At 66.2% G+C, this 17,388-nt stretch carries 18 protein-coding genes, 1 tRNA gene and 1 other annotated feature; of the genes, 8 read left to right on the top strand and 11 right to left on the bottom strand.

The genetic code is table 11. The features are described 5' to 3' along the window. The first annotated feature begins 228 nt into the window (after positions 1-228). On the top strand, positions 229-1,212 hold the full coding sequence (locus GBRO_RS17155) for a dipeptidase (protein ID WP_052298425.1): 984 nt from the start codon (positions 229-231) through the stop codon (positions 1,210-1,212). Positions 1,213-1,390: 178 nt separating this feature from the next. Here GBRO_RS17155 and GBRO_RS17150 read toward each other — a convergent pair whose 3' ends face one another. Both GBRO_RS17150 and GBRO_RS17145 read right to left on the bottom strand, forming a co-directional pair. Then, a complete protein-coding gene (locus GBRO_RS17150; RefSeq protein ID WP_012835156.1) occupies positions 1,391-1,990 on the bottom strand; it encodes a TetR/AcrR family transcriptional regulator in 600 nt (199 codons plus the stop codon). A gap of 1 nt (position 1,991) precedes the next feature. After that, entirely contained in the window at positions 1,992-3,239 is a 1,248-nt protein-coding gene (locus GBRO_RS17145) for a CaiB/BaiF CoA transferase family protein (RefSeq protein ID WP_012835155.1), read from the bottom strand. 157 nt (positions 3,240-3,396) lie between these two features. On the opposite strand from GBRO_RS17145, the gene GBRO_RS26375 reads away from it, so the two are divergent. Together GBRO_RS26375 and GBRO_RS17140 are read left to right on the top strand one after the other, a co-directional pair. Continuing rightward, positions 3,397-3,537: a hypothetical protein gene (locus tag GBRO_RS26375; protein ID WP_169309847.1), complete on the top strand. Its 141-nt coding sequence runs from the start codon at positions 3,397-3,399 to the stop codon at positions 3,535-3,537. Positions 3,538-3,649: 112 nt separating this feature from the next. Further along, a complete protein-coding gene (locus GBRO_RS17140) occupies positions 3,650-5,446 on the top strand; it encodes a long-chain-acyl-CoA synthetase (RefSeq protein ID WP_012835153.1) in 1,797 nt (598 codons plus the stop codon). 6 nt (positions 5,447-5,452) lie between these two features. Here the strand turns inward: GBRO_RS17140 and GBRO_RS17135 are convergent, their stop codons facing one another. After that, the gene (locus GBRO_RS17135) at positions 5,453-6,058 is read right to left on the bottom strand and encodes an alpha/beta hydrolase (protein WP_012835152.1); all 606 of its coding nucleotides are present in this window, start codon (positions 6,056-6,058) and stop codon (positions 5,453-5,455) included. 121 nt (positions 6,059-6,179) lie between these two features. Here GBRO_RS17135 and pgm point away from each other — a divergent pair, with 121 nt between their 5' ends. Next, on the top strand, positions 6,180-7,823 hold the full coding sequence (gene pgm / locus GBRO_RS17130) for a phosphoglucomutase (alpha-D-glucose-1,6-bisphosphate-dependent) (RefSeq protein WP_012835151.1): 1,644 nt from the start codon (positions 6,180-6,182) through the stop codon (positions 7,821-7,823). A gap of 6 nt (positions 7,824-7,829) precedes the next feature. Here the strand turns inward: pgm and GBRO_RS17125 are convergent, their stop codons facing one another. Continuing rightward, entirely contained in the window at positions 7,830-8,549 is a 720-nt protein-coding gene (locus tag GBRO_RS17125) for a VIT1/CCC1 transporter family protein (RefSeq protein WP_041919959.1), read from the bottom strand. A gap of 38 nt (positions 8,550-8,587) precedes the next feature. Further along, positions 8,588-9,211, bottom strand: a complete 624-nt coding sequence (locus GBRO_RS26010) for a hypothetical protein (RefSeq protein WP_147290662.1) — start codon at positions 9,209-9,211, stop codon at positions 8,588-8,590. Between the two features lie 620 nt (positions 9,212-9,831). On the opposite strand from GBRO_RS26010, the gene GBRO_RS17115 reads away from it, so the two are divergent. After that, the gene (locus GBRO_RS17115) at positions 9,832-10,578 is read left to right on the top strand and encodes a DsbA family protein (RefSeq protein WP_012835148.1); all 747 of its coding nucleotides are present in this window, start codon (positions 9,832-9,834) and stop codon (positions 10,576-10,578) included. A 119-nt stretch (positions 10,579-10,697) separates the two neighbouring features. Continuing rightward, a tRNA-Ala gene (locus tag GBRO_RS17110) sits at positions 10,698-10,770 on the top strand. A gap of 119 nt (positions 10,771-10,889) precedes the next feature. Here GBRO_RS17110 and GBRO_RS17105 read toward each other — a convergent pair. From GBRO_RS17105 to GBRO_RS17095, 3 genes are read right to left on the bottom strand one after another with little or no spacing between them, the layout of a single operon-like run. Next, entirely contained in the window at positions 10,890-11,399 is a 510-nt protein-coding gene (locus GBRO_RS17105; RefSeq protein WP_012835147.1) for a hypothetical protein, read from the bottom strand. Then, positions 11,396-12,772 carry a site-specific integrase gene (locus GBRO_RS17100; protein ID WP_012835146.1) on the bottom strand — a complete coding sequence of 459 codons (1,377 nt, stop codon included), beginning with the start codon at positions 12,770-12,772 and terminating at the stop codon, positions 11,396-11,398. Before GBRO_RS17100 ends, GBRO_RS17105 begins: the two co-directional genes overlap by 4 nt. Further along, a complete protein-coding gene (locus GBRO_RS17095; protein WP_012835145.1) occupies positions 12,769-13,296 on the bottom strand; it encodes a hypothetical protein in 528 nt (175 codons plus the stop codon). The genes GBRO_RS17100 and GBRO_RS17095 overlap by 4 nt, the downstream gene beginning before the upstream one ends. 55 nt (positions 13,297-13,351) lie before the next feature. Between GBRO_RS17095 and GBRO_RS17090 the strand changes: the two genes are divergently transcribed. Next, positions 13,352-13,573, top strand: a complete 222-nt coding sequence (locus GBRO_RS17090; RefSeq protein ID WP_115311834.1) for a helix-turn-helix domain-containing protein — start codon at positions 13,352-13,354, stop codon at positions 13,571-13,573. 132 nt (positions 13,574-13,705) lie between these two features. Here GBRO_RS17090 and GBRO_RS17085 read toward each other — a convergent pair whose 3' ends face one another. The 3 genes from GBRO_RS17085 to GBRO_RS17075 all read right to left on the bottom strand — a co-directional run bounded on the left by GBRO_RS17085 (position 13,706) and on the right by GBRO_RS17075 (position 15,657). Continuing rightward, positions 13,706-14,224 carry a type II toxin-antitoxin system VapC family toxin gene (locus tag GBRO_RS17085; RefSeq protein ID WP_012835143.1) on the bottom strand — a complete coding sequence of 173 codons (519 nt, stop codon included), beginning with the start codon at positions 14,222-14,224 and terminating at the stop codon, positions 13,706-13,708. Beyond that, positions 14,217-14,960, bottom strand: a complete 744-nt coding sequence (locus GBRO_RS17080; protein WP_012835142.1) for a hypothetical protein — start codon at positions 14,958-14,960, stop codon at positions 14,217-14,219. The genes GBRO_RS17085 and GBRO_RS17080 overlap by 8 nt, the downstream gene beginning before the upstream one ends. 139 nt (positions 14,961-15,099) lie before the next feature. After that, positions 15,100-15,657 carry a hypothetical protein gene (locus GBRO_RS17075; protein ID WP_012835141.1) on the bottom strand — a complete coding sequence of 186 codons (558 nt, stop codon included), beginning with the start codon at positions 15,655-15,657 and terminating at the stop codon, positions 15,100-15,102. 96 nt (positions 15,658-15,753) lie between these two features. Between GBRO_RS17075 and GBRO_RS17065 the strand changes: the two genes are divergently transcribed. Continuing rightward, positions 15,754-17,006, top strand: a protein-coding gene (locus GBRO_RS17065; RefSeq protein ID WP_085950374.1) for an IS3 family transposase whose coding sequence is annotated in 2 segments (ribosomal slippage) — positions 15,754-16,048 and positions 16,048-17,006 — 1,254 coding nt in all. Because the reading frame shifts where the segments join, the coding sequence is not laid out codon by codon here. Beyond that, positions 16,038-16,169, top strand: a sequence feature (AL1L pseudoknot). (Overlaps the previous gene by 132 nt.) Positions 17,007-17,388 lie beyond the last annotated feature (382 nt).

Genomic DNA, 17,388 nt, shown 5'->3' with positions numbered 1-17,388 from the left:
GTCTCGTGCAACGGCGGGATGTCGAGGGTGTCGTTGGCAATGGCTTCCGACACCCAGCAACACCGTTGCACGACGACGAGTTCGGGGACGTCGTCGTCGGTGCAGCGGGTGACGATACTGCCGGGCAGAACTGTTCGCAGGGCGTCCGCGCGGAGTGGCGAGTTCATCTGCGCGACCCTATCGTCGGGTCGCCGTGGTACGCGAGCCGTTTTGCGTACGCTCGTCGACGTGACGACTTCACGCGTCGACGGACGGTCCACCGCGCCGCGGGTCTGGGACCAACACGCGTGTCTGCCGCTTCAGCCCGACGCAGACGTCGCCGTGCTGAATCGCTTCCGTCACGGTGCGGGTACGTATGTCTCGGTCAACGTCGGGTATTCACCCCAGTCCCTTGCCGATTCGCTCGCACTCCTCGATGCGTTCCGGGGTGGGATCGAGCGGCTGGAGGCAACTCGTCTGGTCTCGACGGCCGAGGACGTGGTGGCAGCGACCGACCGCGGTGAGCTCGCCGTCGCCTTCGATCTCGAGGACAGCGGCCCACTCGACGGCGACCTCGACAACGTGCGCCGCTTCTACGACCTCGGCGTGCGCACGATGCTTCCGTCCTACAACCACGCGAACGCCGCCGGGTGCGGGTGCCTCGACGCCGACGACACCGGATTGACCGCGTGGGGGAGAAGACTTGTCGCCGAGATGAACAGCGTCGGGATGGTGCCCGACGGCTCACACTGCAGCGCTCGCACCGGACTCGACATGTGTGAGATCTCCACTGCGCCGGTCATCTACAGTCACTCGTGTATGCGTGCGGTGTGGGAGCATCCGCGCAACATCTCCGACGACAAGGCGCGTGCGTGTGCGGAGACCGGTGGGGTCGTCGGCATCACCGGTGTCGGAATCTTCCTGGGTCCCAACACACCGACCCTCGACGCGATGACCCGGCATCTGGAGTACGCCGTCGATGTGGTCGGTATCGAGCACGTCGGTGTCAGCTCCGACCACTCGTTCGACCAGGACGATTTCTACGCCGAGGTTGCCGCCAATCCCGATGCCTTCGACGAGTCGTACACGCGATGGGGCCCGATCCGGTGGATGGAGCCGGAGGTCTTCGTGACCCTGGGAGTGCATCTCGCCGGACGTGGATGGGGTGATGAGGATATCCGGAAGGTGTTGGGCGGCAACTTCTTGCGTGTGGCGGAGGAGTCGTGGCGGTGAGGCCGACCGTGGGTGGCTGCGAACATTGTTGTCTCGCCGGTGGTTTCGACACGCGGCGGACTCGCGAGCTCGTCCGTCGCGGCTCAACCAGCATTGGGGTGGGCGGCTCAACCAGCATTGGGGTGGGCGGCTAGACCAGCATATGGGGTGGGCGGCTCGACCAGCATGGGTGGGGCGCTCACTGCCCGTTGTACATCGCCCGCCGGAAGATCTCGGACAGCGTGGCGATGGCGACCTCGTCGTCGTGGGTGTCGATACCGGGGTCGCCGCCGGCCGCATACCAGGTCCAGCAGAACGACTCCATCATCGACACGATGGCCGACGCGAAGACGCCGTGGTCCAGATCAACTGCCACGCCCTGCTTCTCGACGGACCGGACCACCTTCAGAACCGCGTCGATGCCGTCGGCGCGGCGCTGACGCCACCAAGCAGCGAACTGCTCGTCGGTCATTGACAGCTGGAAGACGCCGATCATCTCCGGCAGGTACTTGCGGTACATCTCGAAGTAGACGCGCACGGCGGCTTCGACGTTCTGGCGGGGATCGGTGGTGAGGCGTTCGCGAGTGCCCTCGAGGACGTCGGTGTTGAAGGTTTCGAGCAGCGCCTCGAGTAGCTGTTGTTTGTTGTCGTAATAGTTGTAGAACGAGCCCGCCGAGCGGCCGGCGACGGCGGCGATGTCGGAGATCTTCGCATTCAGAAATCCCTTTTCCGCGAACACTTGTCGGGCTGCCTGATGGAACGCGGCCTCGGTGCGGCGTCCCTTGGGTGTGGCGACCATGTCAGATGACCCCGGCCTGCGTGAGCTCGTCGAGCTCGTTGTCGGACAGTCCGAGAAGCTCACCGTAGACCGCTGCGTTGTCGGACCCGGGCGCGGGCGGACCGGCATTGCGGATGCCGCCGGGGGTCTCACTGAACTGCGGCACCACGCCGGGCCCGAGGACGGTGCGGCCGATGCGTTCGTCGAAATGCTCGGCGATCATGCCCCGGGCGCGTAGATGCGGGTCGTCGACGACCTCGGCGACGGTGTTGACCGGCCCCACCACGACGCCGGCCGCCTGCAGGGTGTCGGTCAGCTCGTCGGCGCTGTGCTGCGACGACCAGTTGCCGATGAGCGCGTCGAGTTCGTCCTGATTGATGCCGCGGGCGGCGTGATCGGCGAACCGCGGGTCGGTGGCGAGTTCCGGTGTGCCCATGGCGGCGCAGAGCCGCGCGAAGACGGTGTCCTGATTGGCGGCGATGATCACGTGCGTGCCGTCTTTGGTGGGATACAGATTCGACGGCGCGATCCCGTCGAGTCGGGTACCCGACGGGCCGCGCACCACGCCGCCCATGTCGTAGTCGGCGATGGCTGATTCCTGTACCGCGACACAGGATTCCAGCAGTGAGGTGTCCACCACCTGTCCCTTGCCGGTGACGGTGCGCCGATACAGCGCGGCCAGTGCGCCCTGCGCGGCGAACATGCCGGCCAGGGTGTCGCCCAGCGATAGCGCGAGCCGGGGTGGCAGTTGACCCGGATACCCGTTGAGGTGACGCAGTCCGCTGGCCGCCTCGGCGACGGACGCGTAGCCGGCACGAGTGGAATCGGGTCCGTACTGCCCATATCCGGAGACCCGTACGACGACGATGCCGGGGTTGCGGGCCGAGAGGATCTCAGGGCCGATCCCGAGGCGTTCGAGGGTGCCCGGACGGAAGTTCTCGACGATGATGTCGGCACCGTCGGCGAGCCGCAGGAACAGGTCCCGACCGCGCTCGCTGCGGAGGTCGAGGGTGATCGCCCGCTTGTTGCGCCCGTGCACCGTCCAGTAGAAGCGGTGCCCGTCCACCTCGGCCTGTCCCCAGGTGCGGATGGGGTCCGGACGGCCCGGCGGTTCGATCTTGATGACGTCGGCACCCATGTCGCCCAGTAGTCGCGCGGCGTGCGGACCGGCGATCAGCGTGCCCAGTTCCAGGACCCTCACCCCGTCCAACGGGCCCGGCGGAGTAGGGGTCCGGGCGCCCGTCGTCCCCGATTGTGTCGTGTCGACCATTGGTTCAGTCTGTCGAAATCGGGGCCGCGAAGCCACTCCGCAACGCGCGTCGGCGGAGGATTCTGAAAATGAACACAGTTTTGGAAAAGCGTGGCATGCTGTCCCGCGGAGGGGATGGACCGGGTCAACGACCGTCTCGCGAATCAGTTCGCCAGCAGTGAACCCGCGTTGCGTGATCTGCTCGGGCAAGTCGCCCGACGGGGTGAAGACCACCGCCCTGTACCCGATCACCATCGAGAAGCAGGGCGGGCGGATCAGCGACATCAGTGGGGGAGTCGCGCCGATCCCCGGGAAGTGATCCCGACGATGAGACGAGAGTGCAGATCAGTATCGTCGATCACACGCTGACCGAGACACGGCGCAGCCGATCGCCTGCCACCAGGTCGATCACCGGCAACGAGGGGGACTGCATGCCAGGCACCGCACCGACCACCACCGGGATCCTGCCGGACATCGGGCTCAAGGACATGATCTGCGGTGTGGCGTCGTTGCGCAGTGATCTCGGCACCATCCTGCGGGCGGCTCCGTCGATGATCCCGAAGCCACCGACCGCGAAGATGTCCATCGGCAAACGATTCGTCCAGACCGTCGAGAAGTACCCGAACCGCGACTTCCTGCGCTTCGAAGGAACCTCGATCACCTATCGGGAGGCCAACGCCCAGGCCAATCGGATCGCCGATCTCCTCATCCGCGAAGGTGTTTCGCGCGGTGACGTGGTCGCCGTCCTGGCGCGTAACCACCCCGACGTGGTGATCTCGATGCTGGCCATCGTCAAGATCGGTGCGATCGCCGGGATGCTGAACTTCCATCAGCGCGGTGCGGTGCTCGAGCACAGCCTCGGGCTCATCGACGCCAAAGTCGTGATCTACCAGGATGATCTGCTCGAGGCCCTCGACTCGGTGCCCGACGCCGCGCGACCGGCCATCGAGATCGAGTTCGCCGAACTGCACCGGCGGTCGGCCACCTGTTCGCCGGCGAATCCGCGGGCGACGGACTCGATTCCGATCGGCGACACCGCGTTCTACATCTTCACCTCCGGTACCACCGGATATCCCAAGGCCAGCAAGATGAGTCACTATCGCTGGCTCGCCGCGATGGGCGGCATCGGCGGGTTCGGAATCCGGCTGCGTTCGGACGACGTCATGTACACGGCGCTGCCCTTCTACCACAACAACGCACTCACCATCTCGGTGTCGTCGGTGGTGGTGTCCGGTGCGTGTCTGGCCATCGGACGCCACTTCTCGGCGTCGACGTTCTTCGACGAGATCATCGAGAACGACGCCTCCGCCTTCTGCTACATCGGTGAGTTGTGCCGCTACCTGCTGGCGCAGCCACCCAAGCCGAGCGACCGCGCGCATCGGGTGCGCATTGCCGTCGGTAACGGCCTGCGCCCCGACATCTGGGACGAGTTCGCCGAGCGCTTCGGGATCGAGCGGATCGTCGAACTGTATGCCGCCAGCGAAGCCAACATCGGTTTCATCAACGTCTTCGGCCTCCGCAAGACCGCGGGTTTCTCACCACTCAAGTACGCGATCGTGGAATACGACGAGGAGACCGGTGAACCCCTGCGCGGCCCGGACGGGCGGGTCATCCCGGTGGGCAGGCACGGAACCGGGCTGCTGATCGCTGAGATCAACAAGCGGCTTCCCTTCGACGGCTATACCGATCCGGAGGCGTCGAAGAAGAAGATCATCACCGACGCCCGCAAGAAGGGCGACCGGTGGTTCAACAGCGGCGACGTGGTCCGCGATCAGGGCTTCTCGCACATCGGTTTCGTGGACCGGATCGGGGACACCTTCCGCTGGAAGGGCGAGAACGTTGCCACCACGGAGGTGGAGGCGGTGCTCGACGCCGACCCGTCGGTGGCCGAGGCCGTGGTCTTCGGGGTGCCGGTGCCCGGCGTGGACGGCAAAGCCGGGATGGCCGCGATCAGCCTCATCGACGGCGCGGGGTTTGATCCGGTGGGCTTCGCCGCCCACGTGCGTGACGGGCTGCCCGCCTACGCCGTTCCGCTGTTCGTGCGGATCGTCGATCAGATCGATCACACGTCGACCTTCAAGAACATGCGGGCCGACCTACGGCGCGCATCGTTCACCGGCACCGGCGACGACCCGGTCTACGTGCTCAGCGGTGAGCGCTATGTCGAGTTCTATCCGGAGTTCGTCGACGAGCTGTCCGGCGCGCCACGTCGTGACCTGAAGGCGTGACAGGACTTAGCGCAGCTCCGACAGGATGTCGCCGACGAAATCCAGTGCGGCACCGTGCCATAACGTGATGTGATCCAGCATCGAGTGGCCGCCGCCGGGGACCGGGATGAATTCGGCCCGCGAGCCACGTGCCCGCAGTTCGTCGATCCCCTTGCGGGTGCGACGGTCGAAGGTACGTTCGTCGGCGTCGCCGTGTACGGCCAGTACCTGCGCCGCCGGGTTGATGAACCGCCAGTCCGCGTACTGCCACCACGGCGCCAGTCCGAGTACGCCGATGACCCGTCGGTCGGCGGCGAGATGGGCTGCCACTCGACCGCCCATCGAATGGCCGATGACGACCACCGGGACGCCGGGGTGTGCGGCAGTCACCTCGTCGAGCGCCGCGCGGGCGTACGGCATCGGACTGGCCTGTCCGCCGTTCCAGCCGTACACCCGGTACTGCAGTTGCCGGACGAGCACCGCCCGGCCGAATCGGAGCCGGATGGACCAGGTGAACGGGTACATCCGCAGCGCCGAGCTCTGCCAGGGGCTGAAGGGGCGATAGCTGCGATCGGTGCCGCCGGGCGCGACCAGGACGATCAGCCGGGGAGAACCGGGAGCCTTCTTCAGCATGGTTGCCCAGGGTACTGGCCGGTGCGGGCGGGGCCGGGACCAGGCATCGCGAGTGGGTTCACACGAAGTGTTCGTGCCGAGAGACCGGGCGGATGGACCGATCGGTGGCAGAATCCCAACCATGGCGCATCCACGAGCCGGCACTCCGGCACTGCCCGAAGACCTCATCGATGTGGCCGCGATCGAGCGCGCCTACTACGACAACGTGCCCGACCCCTCGGATCCGCTTCAGCAGGTGCTGTTCGGGACGTCGGGGCATCGCGGGTCGAGCCTGGACAACGCGTTCAACGAGGCGCACATCCTCGCGACGACGCAGGCGATCGTCGAATATCGGCGTGGCGCCGGGATCACCGGGCCCCTGTTCATCGGTTTCGACACCCACGCGCTCTCCATCCCGGCGTGGCGCACCGCGCTCGAGGTGTTGGCCGCCAACGAGATCAGCACCTACACCGCCGAGGGGGACTCGTTCACGCCGACCCCCGCGGTCAGCCGCGCGATCTTGACGTTCAACCGCGACAACCCCGGTGTGCTGGCCGACGGCATCGTCGTGACGCCGTCGCACAACCCGCCGCGCGACGGTGGGTTCAAGTACAACCCGCCCAGTGGTGGTCCGGCTGATACGTCCATCACGTCGGTGGTGGCCGCGCGCGCCAATGAGATCCTGGCGAACAAACTGGCCGATGTGCGTCGAATCCCGTTCGAGCAGGCCCGTTCCGGGGATTACGTGCATGACTTCTCGTTCATGATGAACTACTGCGACGGCCTCGGTGAGGTGGTCGACCTCAATGTGATTCGGGAGGCGGGCATCCACATCGGTGCCGATCCGCTCGGTGGTGCGTCGGTGGGGTACTGGGCCGGCATCGGTTTCCGCTACAACCTGGAAAACCTGACGGTGGTGAATCCTACGGTCGACCCGACGTTCTCGTTCATGACCCTCGACACCGACGGCAAGATCCGGATGGACTGCTCCTCGCCGAACGCGATGGCCTCCCTGATCTCCGCGCGCGAGCATTACGACATCGCCACCGGCAACGACGCCGACTCCGACCGCCATGGCATCGTCACTCCCGACGGCGGCCTGATGAACCCGAATCACTATCTCGCCGTGGCGATCGACTATCTGTTCACGCACCGGCCCGGCTGGGCGGAGAGCGCGGCCGTCGGCAAGACGCTGGTCTCGTCGTCGTTGATCGACAGAGTGGTCGCAGGCATCGGCCGCCGGCTCCTGGAGGTGCCGGTTGGCTTCAAGTGGTTCGTCGACGGTCTGCTCGACGGCAGTATCGCGTTCGGTGGTGAGGAGAGCGCCGGGGCATCGTTCCTGATGTTCGACGGCAGTCCGTGGACGACCGACAAGGACGGCATCATCTTGGCGCTGCTCGCGTCGGAAATCCTTGCGGTGACCGGGAAGACGCCGTCGGAGCGGTATCGGGAACTGGCCGAGCGGTACGGCGAGAGCGCCTATGCGCGCGTCGACGCCCCCGCGTCGCGGGAGCAGAAGGCGGTGCTGGCCAAGTTGTCGGCGTCGCAGGTGAGCGCGACCGAACTCGCCGGCGAGCCGATCACCGCCATCATGACCGAGGCGCCCGGAAACGGCGCACCAATCGGGGGTCTCAAGGTCACCACCGAGAACGCGTGGTTCGCGGCGCGGCCGTCGGGAACCGAGGATGTGTACAAGATCTACGCCGAATCATTCAAGGGCGCAGAGCATCTCGCGCAGGTGCAGACCGAGGCGCAGCAGGTGGTCGACGCGGCACTGGGCGGCTGAGGTCGGTCAGCCGGCGCTGGGCACGCCGATCGCGAGTCCGACGAGATAGGTTGCGCCGGCAGCGATCACGCCGAAGGCCAACTGCCGCAACGCTCCCCGCCAGACCGGGTGGGCGGTGACGCGTGCGGCCAGCCCGCCCGCGATGAGCAGGCCAACGGCACCCACGAGTAGTCCGGCGGCCAGCGAGGAGAATCCCAGCAGGTAGGGGATCAGCGGGACGATCGCGCCGATGGAGAACATCACGAACGACGACGACGCGGCGACCCACGGGGATGGCTGATCGGTCGGGTCGACGCCGAGTTCCTGGGTGATGTGGAATTCGACGGCACGGTCGATGTCGCGGTGGATCTCCCGGGCTGCCGCGGCCGCGGTCGGCTCCGACATCCCCATGCCCACGAACTCGTCGATCAGTTCGTCGAGCTCTGTCTGTGGGTGCAGGGTGAACTCGGCGCGCTCCACCTTGACCTCTGCGTCGACTTGCTCGTTCTGCGTCGACACCGAGGTGAACTCGCCGAGTGCCATCGAGAACGCACCGGCGATGAGGCCTGCGACGCCCGACAGGATGATGGTGTGCGCGCCGGCACCCGCACCGCCGACACCCGCGACGAGGCTGATGTTGGTGACGAGACCGTCCATCGCGCCGAAGGTCGCCGCGCGCACTCGGCCGCCGGCGACGTCGGCGTGGGTGTGGCTGACCTGCTCGGGGTGCGGCACCGGTTCGCTCACGTGGTGATCGTACTACTGCCCGCCTCAGGTGCGTGGCATCACCGCAGCGAGAACACCTGTGCCGTCGCGATATCACGTACCGGTGCGCAGTAGTCCGGCAGGTCGGCGGCATCGAGGTCCAGAGCGGGCTCGCCACCTGGCCGGGGGTCGCCGAGCTCCACCGAGATGTTGTGGGCATCCCAGGCCGCAGGGTTGGTCGCGCGGCGGAACAGCACGACCACCGAACATCTCTGAGTGGACTCATAGAACTGGGCGGGTAGGCCGGCGACCTGGTCTCGCTCACGGGAATCGCCGACTTGCTCGGCGTCTCGCTCGAAGGCCAGCCGGGTGGTCACGCCGAGGGTCGGTGTGCGCATCGCGGTGACGTAGCACGAGTAGGGGTAGTAGGCGACAGGAAGGATTCGCCAACCGTTGAAGTTCGCTTTCACCGCAGATAGGACCAGGTCCGCACGGGGATCGCGACCCAGCAACGACGGCGGTGGCGGGACGGCGCCCCGCGGCGTCAGCGCGACGATCTTGTCCGCCGTGATCCCCAGGTACTCCTTCAGGCTTGCGCACGACTGTGGCCACGCCGCCTGATCGGAGCCGCGTCCCTCGATGAACCTGGTGACCTCCACTGTTGCACCGAAACCGCTGTCCTCGAACGGATTCGATATGCGCACGAATTGGATTCGGGGTTCTGTCGAGGCTCGCGGAAGACCGTGTGCGAGCCCACCCGCTCCGTGATCATCCCGACGCGGTCCTGCACCGCCAGGTCGGTACCCAAGGTCACCCGGAACCGCACCTGCGGTGTCCCCGGATCGTTGGAAGCAACCACCTGACAGGCCGTGAGATCCTTGAGCCTTCTGCTGCGTCTCGCGGACGACGCTGCCGAACCGTCGAGGGTAGGTCTGGTCCAACCCGAGACAGGGATCGGCCGCGCGAATACGTGCCATGAGCGTGCGGGCGCCGGGCGCTGTCGCCGCGGCGGCAGCGGTCTCGGGCACCTGTGGCTGCTGGGTTGCGTCAGCACCGACCGGCACAAGTGTCCCGTCCACGGTGCAGGCGGCGACGGCCACCAGGCTGACGATCAGCACCGTCGATGTCATGGCGCGGCGCAGCATCGTCGTTCCCCAGCCCATCGGAACATTCTTGCCCACCGGCGCCGGCGTCGGTGCACCCGGGCATGACCCGTGTCCCCAGAGTTTTCCTAAGCATGAGCGTTAGAGTCGGGTTATCCGGCTCGTGGCCACACGGGCCGGTGTCGTGACATCGGAATCGGGTCGTCAGAGCGAGGTAGTGAGTGAGCGACAAGCGGAAATCCGGGGCGTCGGTGCCCAAGACGACGAAGTCGAAGTACCAGCCGAGTGCCAACTCGAGCCGGACGACCTACATCCTCGGTGGCCTCGCGATCCTGGTGGTCGCGGCGCTCGTCATCTTCGGTGTGTACTGGAGCCAGCGCGACAAGGGCGATGCCGACCAGGCCGCGCTCGCCGCGAACGCCACCATGATCGCCGGTCCGGAGTCGGCGCCGACCATCGACATCTTCATCGACCCACTCTGCCCGTACTGCGCCCAGTTCGAGAAGGCCTACGGTCCGCAGATCAGCACGGCGATCACCGACGGCAAGCTGCGTGTCCGCTACCACTCGCTGCACTTCCTCGACGAGGCGTCGGCGTCGGGCAACTACTCGTCACGCGCCGGCGGTGCCCTGACCTGCGTCGCCGCCACCGGCAACTCGCAGGTGTTCGGGAAGTTCCTCGAGGCGATCTACGCCGTCCAGCCCAAGGAAAATGGGGGCAGCGACCTCAGCAACGCCGATCTCGCCCGCATTGCCGGTGAGCAGGGCGCCGACGCCGCCACCACCAAGTGCATCGCCGACGGCGCCAAGGTCGACGAAGCGCACGCCAAGGGCGAGGAGTCGTGGAATCAGCTGCACACCGTGCTCGGCGATCAGACCGGCACCCCGGCGGTCCTGCACGACGGCAAACCCGTCGACACGTCGAACACCAATTGGCTGACCGACATCACCGGGTCGAACAACTCCTGACATCGAACATGGTTGCGGCCCGCTCTGGGGATTTGGTTGCCATCGCTGCGATGGTGTAATTTCGCCAGTGCCCTTCTTGAGGGCGGAGCGCCGGTCACCGGCACTCGATAACCGCATACGGGGCTATGGCGCAGCTGGTAGCGCACCACACTGGCAGTGTGGGGGTCAGGGGTTCGAGTCCCCTTAGCTCCACAAGAAGAAACCCCCTCCGACCTGCGTCGGAGGGGGTTTGTTGTTCCCGGGGTAGCCCGCCTCAGAGCCTCAGTGGGCCAACAGCGGGCCAAGGAGTTTCAGTGGCCCGACAGTGGGCCTCAGAGCCGCCCGTTGGCGAAGGGCAGACGGCCGTGGTGGTCACGGAACGCGGCGATCATGGCGCTCTCGGTCGGCGCGGCGTCGGCGTCCGATGTTTCGCGCCAGCCGACGAGAAGGTCGGCGTGATCGGCGAGTTGCCAGACACGGCGGCCACCGGTGTGCGCCACGGGCTCACCGGCCCCATATCGGCGGTACTCGCTCAGGCGCACATGGAGTCCGCGACGCCCGGTCTTTCCGGCGTTGGCTTTGCCGATGTAAATCACACGGCTCTCCGGTACCCAGCGATCCTGGAGGGCGGCGACGGGCTCGGTGCGGTCGATGCCTTTGAAGTGGCCTGCCGGTGACACATCGAGGAACTGAGGGGGTGTGTCGGTGGGCCGCACCACGACATAGACGCCTGGCCCACGGGGTACGTCGGTGCTCGGCAGTTCACTGAATCGGACCCAGCCCGAGAACAGCGAGAGGTCGATCTCAAACGGCAGGTCGCCGCCGTTGGGGTGCTTGCTCATCCGAACAGTGAACCACCGGCGGCGCGCAACTCGTCGGCCTTCGCGTCGGCGTAGACGGCCAGACTCATCGCCGGTGAGTGACCGTGCCACGCGGCGACGACGTGGACCGGGAGCCCACGGTCGAGCATCAGCGACACCGAGGTGTTGCGTAGGCCCTTGAGCTGGATGCGCCGCAGACCGGCCCGCTCGCGGATGCGCTGGAACTCATCGCTCCACCACTCCGGTGAGACCGGCGCGCCGTCCTCGCGCGTGGCGACGAGTTGGTCCTCGTCCCACCCGGTGCCCAACGCCAGCGCCTCAGCTTTCTGCCGACGCTTGAGCGCCTGGAGGGCGGCGACGACATCGGCGGGCAACGGGAGGTCCCGGCGTGACCTGCGCGACTTCGGCAGCCCTTCGTCGGTGCGGCCCGAATCCAGCGCCACACGGCCCCGCCGAATATGGAGGACATCGCCCTCGATGGCCGACCACCTCAGGCCCAGGACCTCGGATCGGCGCATGCCGTAGATCGAGAGCAGCCAGCAGGCGTACAGGCGGTGATTGGCGACGGCGGCGCGGAACGCCTCAGCGTCGGTCAGCGCCCACGACTTCGCCGTGACTACCTCATCGTCGGTCTCTCCGATGGGGTCGGCGGGCCGCTCCACCAACGCGATGACGTTGCGCGGCAGGACACCCTGATCGACGTAAGACTTCACGACCATGGTGAACACGGTGAGCGTCGAGCGGACCGTCACCGGCTTGACCCCGCCGCGCGGTTCGTCGTTGGTCTCATGAGGTTCAGCGGGTCCGTAGACCGCGCGGCGCAGCCGGATCACACGCCCTCGCTGGGCGAGATCGGAAAGCCGTGTGGCCGTGTCCTGACCGGGGAACGCCGCCGCGATCTGTGCGGCGGTGATGCCCTCGGGATGCTTCTCGACCAACGCGACGATCCGGCTAGGAAGGCTATGCGGCACAGTGTGTTTCACGCTCTGTCGGCCGCCGGTGAGCATCCACGACACCAGCGCGTCGCCGTCGTCCTTGGTGAGCGCCTGGACCTTCTTCCCGCCAAGGAACCGTCGCACGGGCTTGAGGCTAGTGGCGTAGCCCTCCAGGGTGACCGGCCTGACTCCACGACGACCGGCCAGCCACGCGTCGCACGCCTCATCGACGGTCATCGTGGTGGGCTTGGAGTAGGTGCCCGCCGCGACCTCAGTGGTGATCCGGCGGTACTCACGGCGCGCTTCGGCCAGCGTCCGGTAGGTGAACCGTCGCCGGTCGCGGGAGCCGTCCGGCTTCGCGCCGACATCGACGCGGAACTCATACGACACGGCTCCGTTGGAGGCGGTGCGCTTGCTGATCGGTTCGGCGCGGCGCTTGCGGGTGCTCTCCGTGCTCATCGTGTGGCGTCCTTCTGTCGTGGCTGGGGGCGTTTGGGGAGGTCGGCGGCGTCGAGGTATCCGGCGTCCTTGGCCTTCTTGATGAGCCGGTCGACGGTCGCCTTGGTCAGATGCATCTCCTCAGCGACGGTGGCGCGCACCGGGAGCCCGTTTGACACCGCGATCAGGGCGCGCTGGGAGACCTCCCACACGCGCGGGTCGGCGTCGTCGGGCCGGGCGGACTCATCGAGGGTGTAGCCGACGGCTTCCACGCCCAGGTCACACAGCAGCTCGCGGGCGGCGGTCTGCACCGCTGTGTAGGCCAGCCGACGGGCCGGGATCGTCCGCAGCGCGTGATAGTCCACGGCCGCGCCCTCATCGGCGGTCACAGTCAGCTCGCGGATGAACGGGCCGTCGGCGTCGGTGCCGGATTGCACGTGGAAGGTGAACGGGAGGTCGTGGAGCCGAATCTCGGTGCGGCCGTCGTCGCCTCGGTGCGCGGACACCACGTCGCCGCGCTGGGGGAGTTCTCGGTGAGTGCTCATGAATGCGAACTCTATAACCTGGACATTCCGCGAGCAAGCCCTCACGCTTATGTACATGACCGCACACGGTGAACAGATCAGCACGGCGACGATTGACGAATTGCGTAGTGGGCCGCCGACTCTCAGTGTCGGACAGGCCGCCGCCTACCTCGGGGTGAGCCGTGCCTACGGGTACGAGATGGCCCGTGAGGGCCGGTTGCCGGTGATCAAGCTCGGCTCGCGCCGGGTCCGTGTGCCCACGGCGGCGCTGATCAAGATGCTCGGCGCTGAGGTCTGAGAGCCCACCCACAGTGTTCGAACCGAGATAGACTCGGGCACAGGTGATTACTCCTCACCGGTGTGCTGTGCGGAAGCAGCGATGCGAAGACCCCCATGAGGCCATGGGGGTCTTCGTGTGTTCGGGGGTTGGTCAGTCGTCGTCCTGACCCTCGTCGGCCCGACGCTGGAGTTCGGTCTCCAGGGTCAGCTCGGGTGGTGGAGGGTCGTCGGGCTCGCTGATCTTGAAGCCAGACTTCCCGTCGCACTTCGTGTGGTCACCGTCGCTAGCGTAGAGGTGGGTGCAGCCCCATTGCTCTGCTGTGGCGAGAACTGAGGCGTCCGGCCCCTTGAGCTGGTGCTCGACGGCAATCTCGGCGGCCCGCCGGGCGGTACGCTCTGATAGCTCGGCGACCATGAAGTTCGAGCGTCTGATCCAGCCGAGCGCCTTGGCGATCCGCTCCTTGCGGTCGTCCTTGGGTAGGTGGTGACCGCGAACTGTTGGCGCACCGGCGATCTCGGCGATGACGATGGCGGGTAGCAGGACGGTGTAGCGGTCATTGTGGCCTTTGAGCAGGTGCTCGGCACGGTCGGCCTTCGCCCTGTCGTCTGCGATCAGGAAGTCGAGGATCACCGAGGTATCGACCGCGACCCGCGTCAATTTGTCAGCCACGCATCATCCTCACCCACTCGGCCGGATCGGCACCGCCGAGCCAGTCACTTCCCAACAGCCCTCGGCCCTCGCTCGTCGGCGCGGGCTCATGTGGACCGGCGACGGGCTCGATGCCCTCGACGGTCACGTACGCGATATGGCCCGTTGCGTCGCGGGCGATCTCTCCCCATGCCTCGACCTGCTGCTCCAGGTGCTTACGGACCTGATCTGCGTCCTCGGCAGCGAACCGGAGATCGATTGCTTCGCCGGTATCGGCCCGTCGTAGACCGGCAGAGCGTCGGCCCCGGTCATTGGTGTAGCGGTACAGGTGGCCGCGCACAGAGCCCAGCCCGCGCGATGAGGGTGCGAGCGCGGCCTCGGCGTTCGACTGGATTACCCCGTCGATGGCGGATACCGCGTCACCGATGCGCAGGCTGATTGACTCCACGCCGCGCCGCGCGGACACCTTGGCCAGCCCCACCGTTGCGAGGAGGGTGTCGCGAGTCCAGCCGCGCGGAGACACAGGGCCGCCGCGCAGTTCCTCGATACCGTCGGCGAGCGTGTCCAGCGGCGAGTCTGCGGCCACCATCGATATGTGGGCGCTTCCGCCCCGCAGGTTGGTGAGTATCAGCCGTGCGTCGTCACCGTCGTTGATGCTGGCGACGAGACTCTCGATCTGTTCGATGGCATCAGCGACCGCCCGGGGGTCGAGCGCTTCGCCCTCCAGGTCCACGGTGATGTCACCCTCGCCAGCCAACGTCTGCCCTCACTTCCGCGAGTGGTCTGCCCCATGATGCCCCACATTGTCGCGGTCTGTACCGACATATTCGGGGTTGTCGACTCGCTAGCGGTGGGATGAGTCACAGTCAGGTGCCGACGGGCCGGTCGAGTTCAAGTCAGTGGACGGTGGACGGTCGCCGATGTTCGTCGTCGTACCACCGGATGAATCGCTCGACTGAGCCCCATCCCTGGGTGACGCGATCATGGAGCGCGCGCTGATCGTGACCGGGCACCCAGCGCCGCCCTCGTGATAGCTCAGCTCCGCAGCCGCACAGGCAGATTGAGTCGGCAGCGTCGTCGGGCAGGTAGCGCACGGGGTTGCGGAAGGGGTCGATGGTGGTGTCGATGAGGCGGTCGTAGTCGGGATCGCCGGGGCCGCGGACGCGCGCGGCGACCACTGCCTGCTTTACTCCGCCGCCGTGAAGGGGGATGTCCTCGATGTGGTCGACCTCGGCGATGATCTTGATGACGTGGCTCAGGCTCATCGTCGTTATCCGCTCGCGATTGCCCTTGCTGTGCGCGATCTTCCACACGCCCCTGTTCTGTTCGAAGTTCACGGCGTCGGTGGCGTGTGGGTCGTATCCCGCCCATGTTCGGTTCCAGATCGACGGGTCCTCGCCGACGCGGGTGCCTGGGCCGACCGGGTACTTGTCGACAAGATTGAGGTTGATCATTGTGCTGCCTCTCGGGTGACTGGCCGGGGTACACGCCGAGAGTATGAACCGTCCTGGGTCTGGTGGAGACCGTGATCTCACCAGGAGAATGCTGTTATGGGAGCACCACGGAAGTTTGACCAGGAGACGCGTGAGCGTGCCGTGCGGATGTATCAGGATCGGCTCGGCGAGGTGGGCGGGTCGAAGTCGGCGGCGCGCCGGCATGTCGCCGAGATGCTCGATATCAATCAGGCGACGCTGCGTAACTGGATCGAGAAGGACACGCCGGTGGTCTCCTCGGGGGTGAGTACGACCAGTGGGGAGTTGGATGCTCAGGTGCGTGAGCTGCGTCGTGAGAATTCCGAATTGCGCAGAGCCAATGAGATTTTGAAGACGGCGTCGGCGTTTTTCGCCGCGGCGGAGATCGACCGCCGACTTCGTTGAGCGTCGAGTACATCGACGATCACAGGGACAGGTTCGGGGTCGATCCGATCTGCCGGGTACTCACCGAGTACGGAATGCAGATTGCCCCATCCACCTACTATGCCCACAAGCAGCGTGGCCTGGTCTCGGCAGCGATGCTCGAGGAGGCCTACGCCGCTCATGCCGTCTACCAGCAGTTCGAGAAGAATCGCGGTGTGTACGGGGTGCGCAAGATGTATCACACGATGTGGCGCGCCGGTCACGTGATGGGTCGTGATCAGGTCGGCCGGCTGATGGGGATCTGCGGCATCTCCGGTGCTGTACGCGGCAGCCATCGCACCACCACGACCCACCGAGACGATAGGGCGTCACGATTCCCTGATCATGTTGAACGACAATGGGATACACCGACACATCCGGATCAGTGGTGGGTGGCCGACTTCACGTATGTGTGGACATTGGCGGGGTTTGTCTACGTCGCGTTCCTCGTGGATGTGTTTTCGCGACGCATCCTCGGGTGGCGAGTCATGGCGAGCAAGCACACACCGTTGGTGACGAGTGTTGTCGAGCAAGCGTTGTTCGCCCGCCGCCGATCCGGATTCGACTTCACCGCAACCGGTTTGGTTCATCACAGCGATGCGGGCAGTCAGTACACATCGTTGGCATTCACCGCTGCGCTGACCGAGGCCAACATCACCGGATCCATAGGATCGGTCGGCGATGCGCTCGACAACGCGCTCATGGAGTCGGCGATCGGCTTGTACAAGACCGAACTGATCGACACCGGCCGCGCCTGGAAGGACCGCGGCGAGGTCGAACGAGAGACCGCCGCCTACGTGCACTGGTTCAACGCCGAGAGGCTGCACTCCTCGCTGGGCTACTGCTCACCCGTCGAGTACGAGACGCGCTATCGTGACAGCGTCGCCTCCGTGGCGGAGGTGGCCTGAACCAGGTCTCTATCCGATCCAGGACGGTTCACCCCCAGATCGCCCGCGATCAACCGCAGGATCTCACCGGACCTGTAACGGCGCTCCGCCTCGTCCAGCATCGCCTCCGTGAGACGCGGTACCGGGCACGGCAGACGCTGCGCGAACTCCCGCGAAGTCGCCGCTGACCTGGGCCGACGTCGAATCATCCGGTGGGACGATGTGGCCCGTTGCAGGGAGGGGGCAAGGTTCGAGCACTGTCGCGCTACCTCCACAATCGAAAGACCAGGTCAGACACTGTTTCTGACCTGGTCTTAGTCTTTTCGAATTCCCGCAATGTGCCGAGAATGCACCAACGCGCGGGAGCAACGACTGCCAATACAGGGAGGCCCGGGCTGGCGAT

The organism is Gordonia bronchialis DSM 43247, assembly GCF_000024785.1.
Taxonomy (GTDB): Bacteria; Actinomycetota; Actinomycetes; order Mycobacteriales; family Mycobacteriaceae; genus Gordonia; species Gordonia bronchialis.
Note: the sequence above shows the minus strand (reverse complement) of the source record. Positions and strands in the feature narration are given on the sequence as shown.